The organism is Corynebacterium sp., assembly GCF_030532965.1.
Lineage (GTDB): Bacteria > Actinomycetota > Actinomycetes > Mycobacteriales > Mycobacteriaceae > Corynebacterium.
Genome location: NZ_JAUNKC010000057.1, coordinates 1 through 6,002 on the forward strand (window position 1 = coordinate 1; position 6,002 = coordinate 6,002).

A 6,002-nucleotide genomic window follows, 5' to 3' on the forward strand; every position below is an offset into this window, starting at 1 on the left:
TGCCAGCCACAACCAACAACCACAACAAAAAACAACAAGAAAACAACCAAAAAAAACAAAAGTACATTGGCACACTATTGAGTTCTCAAACAACGTTCGCACGCTACTTTAAGGGATTTTCTCTTCCCAGCCGGTCGCGGCGACTCACATAAAGTTACACAGAACTTCTCAACAACACAAATTCCCAGTTCAAACCGAGTTTTCAACGAGTAGCGCCGCCATACTGCGCGGGTTTTTCATAGAGAATGCTTAGCGTCCCCACAGTAGGCGGCGATACGGGTGGCTTTGTGCTCGTCGAAAAGCGAGCAAGCGCTATTTCACGCGTGTGATTGTTGCGCCCAGGCTTTGGAGGTTTTCCACAAAGTGCGGGTAACCGCGATCAATGTGATAGACGTCGTGCACTTCGGTCACGCCGTCGGCGCACAAGCCCGCAAGCACCAAGCCAGCACCGGCGCGAATGTCGGAGCTCCAGACCGGGGTGGACGATAACTGCTCCACCCCGCGCAGCACCACGTGGTGTCCGTCGACGGTGGCATCGGCACCAAGCCGCATCATTTCGTCAACGAAGCGGAACCGTGCTTCAAAGATATTTTCCGTGATAACACTGGTGCCTTCCGCGATCGCGGAAATCCCGATAGCCATCGGTTGCAGGTCGGTGGGGAAACCGGGAAATGGCAGCGTTTGATAATCGACAGCTTTGGGGCGATGCGGCATGATGACGCGGAAGCCGTTGTCGTAGGTTTCAATGTGTGCCCCAGCAAACCGCAACATTTCGAGCGGGAGGTGAAGGTGTCGCGGCGCTATTCCGCTGACAGTAATGTCACCTTGGGTCATTGCGGCGGCATAGGCCCAGGTGCCGGCGACAATTCGGTCGCCGATGACTTCGTGCTGGGTGGGATGCAGTTTTTCCACGCCGTCGATAGTGATGGTGGGGGTGCCTTCGCCGGTGATCTTGGCGCCCATTTGGCGCAGCATGACGCAAAGGTCCACGATCTCCGGTTCGCGCGCGGCGTTTTCTAAGATGGTGCGGCCGTTTGCCAGCACCGCTGCGGTCAGGATGTTTTCCGTGGCCCCCACCGAGGGGAAGTCGAGGTCGATCTGTGCGCCGCGCAGCCCATTAGCCTCGGCGACGACTGCGCCGTGCCGGATATAGGTGGTGGCACCGAGTTTCTCCAGACCGGACTGGTGCATATCGAGCGGACGGCTACCGATGGCGTCGCCGCCAGGCAGTGCCACCACGGCGTGTCCGCTGCGGGCGGTAAGGGGACCTAATACACAGACAGAGGCGCGGAATTGTCGTACCGCCTCAAAATCCGCGTTGGGCGAGACCTGGGCGGGGGTCGTTATCGTCACTGTGTCGCCATTAATCTCGACGTGGCAGCCCAGCCCGGAAAGAACTTCGCCCATGAGGGGGACGTCGAGGATTTCCGGGCAGTTTGTAAGTGTGGTGGTGCCTTCGGCGAGCAATGCTGCCGCCATGAGTTTCAACACACTATTTTTCGCACCTGCTACTTTTACTTCACCTACCAGGCGCGCACCGCCTGTGACCAAAAAACGATCTTTCACAATCGCCCAGCATAATAAACTGTTCGCGTATTTTGGTGTTATGGCTGTTCACTTAACAAAAATTTATACCCGCACGGGTGATGATGGCACCACCGGATTATCGGATTTCTCCCGGGTTTCTAAAAACGATGCCCGATTGGCCGCCTATGCCGATTGCGACGAGCTTAATGCGCAGATCGGCGTCGTTTTAGCCCTGGGGCAACCCGCACCCCCAGTAGCTGCGACGCTGCAACGTATCCAGAATGAGCTTTTCGACGCCGGTGCGGATCTGGCAACTCCCGAAAACCCAGATTTGGGATACGAGCCGCTTCGGATCACGCAGGACTATATCGATCGCTTGGAGGCAGAATGCGACAGCTTCAATGAAAGCTTGTCGAAGCTGGATTCGTTTATCCTGCCAGGCGGCACCCCGACCGCCGCATTGTTGCACGTGGCTCGCACTGTGGCGCGGCGGGCGGAACGAGCCGCCTGGTTAGCTGTCGAGGCCCATCCGGAAACGACCTCCGTCATGCCCGCTAAGTATCTCAATCGGCTCTCGGATTTGTTGTTCATTCTGTGCCGGGTGACCAATGATTCCCAGGACATCAAGTGGGTGCCGGGCGGCAAACGATAAGGGCGTCGAAAAGCAACGTTTCGCTTTTCGACGCCCTCCCAGGTGTTCGTTCTTTAACCCAGCTAAGGCAACGCCCCGATGCGGCGAGCGGCATTGACCGCCTCGTAGCGGGTATGTGCACCGAGCTTACGCATCACGGAGCGCAGGTAGCTCTTGACGGTTTCTGCGCCGATGCCCATTTCTTCTGCCGCCTCGACATTGGTGTGGCCGAGTGCAACACAAGACAAAACGTCAAGTTCGCGGGCGGAAAGTTTGGTGGTTTGTTTCACGCGAACTGGTGCAACCATCTGATCGCAGAGTTCTTCTAATTCAGCGCGGATGTCCTCTTGTTCGATTCGATTAGCTAGCATGCGCAACTTGGAGTGGGTGGAGCGGATTTGCTCCCATTCCGCGCCGTTCATCATTCGACCTTGGCGAGGCGCAGCCCCGCCACGCAGGCCCTCGGAACGGCGAGCAGCCGCGTTAACCGCGAGGTCCTGCTCTAGAGTACGGGCGGTCATGGTGACTTCTTCGATGACCTTGTCACCCAACCGCACTGGTGAATGGACGCCGACGTACAAAACGCCGCGGATTTCACGATTGACAATGACCGGAACGGCGACGATGGAGTGTAAACCTTCATCCTGGATCACCGAGTCAAGTTCGTGCGAGATGACGTTGGCGCGAGTGTAATCAGAAACACCCACTGGCCGACCAGTGGTGACGACACGGCCGCCGACACCAACACCTGGTTCGATAATTAAGTTTTGTAACGCGGGTGTTCGTAGACCAACCCATTGTGTGATTTGGATGCGGTTGTCGGTCAGTACTGTTGCGTACATAGTGACCGGGATACCCGTCTTTGTTTTCAGCGATGCAAGTGCCGAGCGAACGGCATCGTCATCATCTTTCACACGCTGAATCTCCACATTTTCCTCCTGTGTGTCACGCATGGCATGAATCCTCTTGGGCTACAAACACGGCGTGGTGTATTAAGTGTTGTGCGCTGTAAGAATTCTTCCTATGGAAGTTTTGCAGCACCCAACCGTTAAGACCACACAATCACGCAAACTGTTTGCGAGTTGTTATGCAATCTCAAGAAGCGACAAGCTAGCCTGCCGTATGCACTACCCCCGGAGTGTGGGTGGCGCATACCTGCAACCTCACAGCAGTATAACCATTGAGCGGGGGGTAGCAAAAGCTCGTAGACATGTGGGAAATTCCCGAATAATGCCCGCTTTGTACGGAATGTGGGGGTAAGTGAGTGGGGAAACTACCCCAGTTTTTACACCACCCACCGGAATTAAAAATCATAAAGTTATCGCCACCCCAGCCCCGCAGCAAATTATATACTTTCGTACACAAATAGCGATCTAGCTGACGGTTCACCCCCAACATGGGGCAGATACGCAGCGGCCCGGAGCGGGGCGATATATTGCACATTTTTCATCTAATCCGCGCAAAATATTGCCGGGGGTAATTTCTGCTACCGGGCGGCAAAATCGGACATTATTCCGCATTCATACGCATGCTAAACCCACAAAACCACATTGCTCAACAAGAAAAATTTTTAAAAAAGTGCCATGAATCACCTGAAAAATACCAAATGCGGCAATCCTATAGCTTGACAGACAAGTCGGTCTATAACAGGGTGAATAATATAGACTCATTAGTCTATGTCTTTGCTATACTAATCTCCGGCATGGTCGCAGCAGCCAAGCAGAATAAGCTGCACACGCCCTAAAAACACCTACTAAATCAAGGAGACCCCTCGTGGCGAAAATTTATAACGACATCCTGGAAACCATTGGCAATACTCCCCTGGTTCGTCTCAACCAGTTAGACAAAGACCTGCCCGGCAATGTCGTCGTAAAGCTAGAGTTTTTCAACCCAGCAAACTCCGTCAAAGACCGCATCGGCAAAGCCATCGTTGACGCTGCCGAAGCATCCGGCGAGCTCAAGCCAGGCGGCACCCTCGTCGAAGCCACCTCTGGCAATACCGGAATCGCATTAGCGCTGGCTGGCGCGGCACGCGGCTATAACGTCGTGCTCACCATGCCTGAAACCATGTCCCTGGAACGCCGCGTCATGCTGCGAGCATTCGGTGCCGAGATCATCCTCACCCCAGGCACCGCTGGCATGCAGGGGGCCGTCGACAAGGCCAACGAAATCGTTACCGAGCGACCCGGCGCAATCCTGGCGCGGCAGTTCGCCAACGCCGCTAACCCCCAGGTCCACCGCGAAACCACCGGTGAGGAAATCTGGCGCGACACCGACGGAAATATTGACATCTTCGTCGCCGGAATCGGCACCGGCGGCACCATCACCGGCGCTGGCGAAACCCTACGCAAGCACAAGCCGGAAATCGAAATCTACGCCGTGGAACCGGAAGCCTCCCCCTTGCTGACCACCGGCAAGGCTGGCCCCCACAAGATCCAAGGCCTGGGTGCGAACTTCATCCCTGAGGTGTTGAACCAGAAGATTTACGACGAAGTCATCACCGTCTCCAACGAGGATGCTATCGCCACCTCCCGCAGCTTAGGCGTCAAGGAAGGCATCCTCGGCGGCATCTCCGCTGGCGCCAACGTCAAGGCCGCCCTGGAACTTGCCGCCCGCCCAGAGAACGCCGGTAAAACCATCGTCACCGTCATCCCCGACTTCGGCGAGCGCTATATTTCCACCGTGCTTTACGACGACATCCGCGACTAACCCCGCCCCCACCTCAGAAAACCGCCCCGCTACACATAATCTTTGGCTTCTTCTTAGCGGGGCGGTTTCGCCTATTTTTATCCAGGTGTAGCCCACCACACTGCGGTATAAACCCAACTACTGTTACGCTGGTCAAACATGTACTCCATTATCAAAATGATTCGTGAAGATTTAGCCAACGCCCGCGACCACGACCCCGCCGCCCGGGGCAATGTGGAAAACGCCATCGTCTATTCCGGATTACACGCGATTTGGCTGCACCGCATCGCCCACTGGTTATGGGTCCGCCGCATCAAAGGCCCCGCCCGGATTCTTGCGCAGTTCACGCGGTTCCTCACCGGAATTGAGATCCACCCCGGCGCAACTATCGGACGCCGATTCTTCATCGACCACGGCATGGGAATCGTCATCGGCGAAACCGCCGAAATTGGTGAAGGCGTTATGTTGTACCACGGGGTCACCCTGGGCGGTCAAGTACTTACCCAAACCAAGCGCCACCCCACCATCGAAGACAACGTCACCATTGGTGCGGGCGCAAAGGTCTTAGGCCCCATTACCATCGGTGCCGGTTCCGCCATCGGTGCAAACGCCGTGGTAACCAAGGACGTCCCACCAAACCATATCGCGGTCGGCATCCCCGCCAAAGCACGCCCCCGCAAAGACGAAGAGTGCATCAAACTCGTCGACCCCGATTGCTACGTAGCGAAAGACGGCGGCAGCTTTATTATTTAGACCTCAACGAGATCGATAACCGATCGCCCGCACCAGTGAGTCAGCTGTTAGGGCGATCGGTTTTCTTTTTGTGTGGTGCGGTGGGCGGACTCGACTTTTTCTGCATGAGGGTGGGGTATTCGGTGTGCCTGGGGCGGATTAGTCGAGTTGGTGGTTCGTGGGGTGTTCTGAAAACCACGTTGATCGGGGGTTTGGGGCTTTGGGCTTAGGGTTTTGGGCTTGTCGGCTCGACCTTTGTGGGTGAAACCGGTGGTGTGGCCTGCCGTGGTGACGAATGAGTCGAGTTGGCGGTTCCTGGGTTCCTAGGGAGGGACAAGGGTTTGTGCGGTGCGGTGGGCGAACTCGACTGATTCTGCATGAGGGCGGGGTGTCCGGTGTTCCTGGGGCGGATTAGTCGAGTTGG

General features: G+C 56.1%; 5 protein-coding genes. 3 read left to right on the forward strand and 2 right to left on the reverse strand.

From position 1 onward, the window contains the following. Nucleotides 1-312 precede the first annotated feature (312 nt). Nucleotides 313-1,566 (reverse strand): UDP-N-acetylglucosamine 1-carboxyvinyltransferase, encoded by a 1,254-nt coding sequence (murA, locus tag Q4D85_RS14435; protein WP_303201495.1) that lies wholly within the window; start codon nucleotides 1,564-1,566, stop codon nucleotides 313-315. A gap of 40 nt (nucleotides 1,567-1,606) precedes the next feature. On the opposite strand from murA, the gene Q4D85_RS14440 reads away from it, so the two are divergent. After that, nucleotides 1,607-2,179, forward strand: coding sequence for a cob(I)yrinic acid a,c-diamide adenosyltransferase (locus Q4D85_RS14440; RefSeq protein ID WP_303201496.1), 573 nt, complete (start codon nucleotides 1,607-1,609; stop codon nucleotides 2,177-2,179). A gap of 62 nt (nucleotides 2,180-2,241) precedes the next feature. Here Q4D85_RS14440 and ramA read toward each other — a convergent pair whose 3' ends face one another. Continuing rightward, the gene (ramA, locus tag Q4D85_RS14445) at nucleotides 2,242-3,087 is read right to left on the reverse strand and encodes an acetate metabolism transcriptional regulator RamA (RefSeq protein ID WP_303201501.1); all 846 of its coding nucleotides are present in this window, start codon (nucleotides 3,085-3,087) and stop codon (nucleotides 2,242-2,244) included. An 844-nt stretch (nucleotides 3,088-3,931) separates the two neighbouring features. On the opposite strand from ramA, the gene cysK reads away from it, so the two are divergent. Both cysK and epsC read left to right on the forward strand, forming a co-directional pair. Continuing rightward, the gene (cysK, locus tag Q4D85_RS14450; RefSeq protein ID WP_303201498.1) at nucleotides 3,932-4,867 is read left to right on the forward strand and encodes a cysteine synthase A; all 936 of its coding nucleotides are present in this window, start codon (nucleotides 3,932-3,934) and stop codon (nucleotides 4,865-4,867) included. Between the two features lie 138 nt (nucleotides 4,868-5,005). Continuing rightward, nucleotides 5,006-5,599, forward strand: coding sequence for a serine O-acetyltransferase EpsC (gene epsC / locus Q4D85_RS14455; RefSeq protein WP_303201499.1), 594 nt, complete (start codon nucleotides 5,006-5,008; stop codon nucleotides 5,597-5,599). The last annotated feature ends 403 nt before the right edge of the window (nucleotides 5,600-6,002 follow it).

Coding starts and splice junctions, on each gene's coding strand:
- Q4D85_RS14440 (WP_303201496.1), top strand. CDS start 1,607: ATGGCTGTTCACTTAACAAAAATTTATACCCGCACGGGTGATGATGGC.
- epsC (WP_303201499.1), top strand. CDS start 5,006: ATGTACTCCATTATCAAAATGATTCGTGAAGATTTAGCCAACGCCCGC.